Genomic DNA, 4,060 nt, shown 5'->3' on the forward strand with positions numbered 1-4,060 from the left:
GTCCGACTACGCAGGAGGAAAAAGAGGCAGATGCAAAAGAGACCATACCCGAACAGGGAGACCAGTCGCAGCGTGACGTGACTGGCCCCCAAGACCGTCATGACTTGATGGGTCAGAAAATAGAAGAGGGGCGGGTGCTGATCCGCACCTGTCGCAAGACTCTTTAGGACGTCGGCGATGCTAGCGGGCCGCGATAAATATAGTGTGAAGAATTCGTCGTCCCAAATGAGCTTGCGGCTGGCGATCAAAATCGTTAAGGGAAGATAAAGTACTAGGAAAATCGCGAAAGGCCAGATTCTGGAATTCTCAAGGACCGCGGCCAAACTATCAATTCGGCTCAGAATAGCGGGACGTACATTGTTTGCCGGACGGAAAGATGGCATACTATGTTCCATTGAACATAGCATGCACTTAGTTACCCGCTAACACCGTACCGGAAGTACTAACAGACGCCGCGCGAGCGCAGGTCATAGGTAATTGATCGTCGGGAATCACGTCTTCTCCTTGGGTGGGTTTCGACAAGAGTGATTTTGCTCGCATTTTTTCATGTGCAATTTGCCTAATAGCAGCCCGATAACGGCGCTCGAACAGAATCTGCGCGAGATGGAGCGGACGCGGGAAAAGTATTGGCGGTCTTATCCGCAAAGTTCACCATATAAATTGAGGTGGCGCGCACTCACCGTGCGCCATAGTTTTCACGTTCTTCCGGGAGAATCCATATTGGAGATCGGCGCTGGGGGAGGAATCTGGTCGCGCGAACTGGCTGCTGTGTTCAAGAGCGAAAACGAGATCACTGCGGCGATTTTCAACGCGGATCTTGCGGAATCCAAAGATTGGCGGGCGATCCCAAGCGTACGTCGCCGCCTGGTGAAAAGCCTTGACGAGCTACCAGAGGAATCCTTCGATTACGTGGTCGGCACGGCGATCCTTTGCCATGATCGTTTCAAGGAGAACCTGAGGGCTCTTTATCGGCTTCTTAAGCCCGGTGGACAGATCCTGTTCTTTGAGCAGAATCTTCGCAACCCGCAGGTCCTGGTCAAAAGCGTTTTTCCGGCAATTGGTCGATGGAGCGGGAACGCGCGATGCCAGATCGGAATCCGGAAAACCGATTTCCGCAATAGCGCCTCGCAACAAGGGTTCCGCGATGTGGAAGCCGTTCCTTACGACATTATTCACCCGCTATTGCCCAAGCGGGCGCTCAGCGCGGTGCAGAGCGTCGCGTTCGCTTTCGAACACGCACCTATTTTACGCGACCTTTGTGGCACGTTTTATCTTTGGGCACGGAAGCCTGGAGGCGCACCAGTTCGCCGCGCAGTTAACCTGGCCAGGCACAACCAATTTCACAAAGCTGTCTCTTTTGTGGTGCCTTGTCACAACGAAGAAACGACTATCGGTCCCTTAGTGACGGCGCTGACGAATCACTTCAGCGACTACATTCACGAAATTGTAATCGTCAACGATAACAGCAAGGACAGGACAGCGGAAGTGGCCGATGCGATCGCCCGTCAGAACGGGCGGGTGCGCGTCATTAATCGAAAGCCCCCGAACGGCGTGGGACGGGCACTGCGAGACGGCTATGCGGCGGCGACCGGCGCGTATATCTTTACGCTGGATAGCGACTTCGTCCAGATTGTCCCGGAAATGCGCGATCTCTTCGACGCGGTTGCAGAAGGATATGACGGAGCAATCGGCAGCCGGTTTACCCAAGAGTCGATCATGGTGAATTATCCGTTCACGAAGATCGTTTCCAACCGCCTCTTTCATTTCCTGGCGAGGAGATCACTGAGGCTCGGATTTCACGATATCTCGAACAACCTGAAGCTCTATAAAGCCGAGATTTTGAAGAATCTCGAGATCACGGAGAATCATTTCGCCGCCAATGCCGAAATAGGTTTGAAGACGATTGCAGCGGGCTATCGCATCAAGGAAGTGCCAGTTTCCTGGATCAATCGGACGGGAGATATGGGAAGCTCTTCCTTCCGTTTATTCGATGTAGGTCCACACTATGTGCGCGCGCTGCGCGACGTGATGCGGTGGATGCGTCATCTGAAACCTGGCGCTACGAAAAAGAACGGCCGCGGCGCGGGAAGGTAGAACCTGTCAGCCTTTCGCCGCAGGTTACTTAGCCCAATTTCGCGAGACAGGTGACGGGAGCGATGCTAAAACCGGGAGACTACCAGGAATAGTAATTTAGTTGGTTGCTATACAGGGCACCCCCTGTATCTCCTGATAGGTTCGTCGTAAAAACGAGTAACTCGGACAAAGTGCCCTGCATGGCCCAAGTTGTACTGCCGTCGTCTGCCGAACCGATAGTCAACACGTTCGCTGCGAAATTCCCAGAGCTCGGGCTGGAAACGACGGCATCCGTGCCGACATAAAGATTCATTGTCGCTCCCGTAAACTGCGAATCCATCCAGATTAGCTTGTCCATCGGAATAGTCACACTGTCGTTTTCAGCTCCGTATCGTATGTTGCTGACCCCATTCGAATCAGCAGTCCGAAGCAGAACATCGGCATTGTTCGGGCCAGCTATCCCACTGTTCGCAGTTCCATCCCACGCCTCGAGCATTACCGCCCAAGGCGGCGATTTGGGGCTAAGTGCCGCAAGCATCACAGCCTCGAGCTTCTGGCCGGTAATTGAGGCCGGCGCGATGAAACCGACCGTACCCGGCTTCCACCCGAGCGCGGGCATGTCGCGCAGGCCTGCCTTTATCAACTGTCCGGAATCCACAACGATCGGTTGCTTCGAAAGCACCTTTTGAGCAGCATCAGCGCGGTTCCCCGATTGGTCGTACCAGTTGCTAACAGAACACGTGGAACCCGCACAGAAACTCATCAGAGCCGTCAAGTCGAGGTCGCCAGCTGACGTGAAGCCAATGTCGGCCGATGATCCGTCTGACCAGCGAACCACCCGAACAATGCTTCCACCGTAGCTACCGGTGAGTCGGCGCAGAGAGTACGCCGCAACCGGCCGCGGAACTCCGGGCATATCAAGAACACCAGAAAATGGAGTACCTGAAAGAGACGATGGGTCAGGCGAAGCGTCGGTGAGGATTTCGACCGGGGATGTGTACATCTGATATGTGAAAGCAGTCGACAGATTCGGGTAAGCAGACCAGTCTGCATTGAAATTCCCTGTAGACATCAGGGTCAGGGTAGTTCCATTCAAGGCGCTCCGCTGCAGCGGAACGGGGTTGTAGTAGCCCTGTGCCGGCCAGTTACGGCTATCGATCAGCTTCCACGGCCCCCATGGGTGCGGCGCTTCATAGGTGATCCATTGTGAGTTCGCGCTGTTTGCCGAAGAAGATTGTATGTTGTTTGGGTAGTACCACTCGAACAGGAGATAACGGTTCAGTGCCGGGATATATTGAACGGCGGGCTCGCTCAAGCGGCCATCGGCCGACAGAATCGGCTGAATTCCCGCGATTGATGGCGTCCATGCCGCGTCAGAATTTCCGTCGCCCCCAACATAATAGGCGATATCGGACGGATTCAGGTTCGGAAGTTTAGCCTTCGGAATCCGCGCGAGGTACAGCGCATTGCCGTTGTTCCAGTATCCGTCGTTACCAATGATGTACGCATACACATCGGCATTATCGACGCGGTAGCCATTTGACCCGTCATCCGCACCGTAAATAACAAAAGCCGAGGCCCCGAATAATGTATGAGACCCAAATATGGTTGCATCGGCCGGATACGTAATACTTCCGTTCACGTTGTAAGCATAAGGATCCAGAAAATTGCTCCAGCTTTGACCATGATCCGCCGATTTGATGATCTGGGCACTCAGATGCCGGACGGCCCCGTTCTCGGCATACGCGCCGACGCGCTCCGTGACCATATATATGTTTCCGCCGTGGCAGTACAACCCCGAAGCCTTGGCGCCCAAATTGTCGCTTCCTGCAGGTCCGCTGGCAATACCGTACGATGAGAGGAAATTCACGTCGGCGCCAAACACCGGAGATTCGCTGATCAGCTTTCCGAGCATCTGGTTAGAACCGCCCGGCAATCCCAATCCGAATCCATTGGAATCGTCTAGAGTCAGGTACACAGCGCCATC

Annotated in this window: 2 protein-coding genes; one reads left to right on the forward strand and one right to left on the reverse strand. The window is 54.3% G+C overall.

Annotation, left to right across the window (positions count from 1 at the left end):
- The first annotated feature begins 546 nt into the window (after positions 1 to 546).
- Complete coding sequence (locus VGK48_28315; GenBank protein HEY2385099.1) at positions 547 to 2,094, forward strand: bifunctional class I SAM-dependent methyltransferase/glycosyltransferase family 2 protein; 1,548 nt, start codon at positions 547 to 549, stop codon at positions 2,092 to 2,094.
- A gap of 79 nt (positions 2,095 to 2,173) precedes the next feature.
- On the opposite strand, the gene VGK48_28320 is transcribed toward VGK48_28315, so the two are convergent.
- Positions 2,174 to 4,060: arabinofuranosidase catalytic domain-containing protein (locus tag VGK48_28320; protein ID HEY2385100.1), on the reverse strand; the 1,887-nt coding region annotated here is incomplete at its 5' end.

It is taken from the genome of Terriglobia bacterium, from assembly GCA_036496425.1.
Classification (GTDB): Bacteria; Acidobacteriota; Terriglobia; order 20CM-2-55-15; family 20CM-2-55-15; genus 20CM-2-55-15.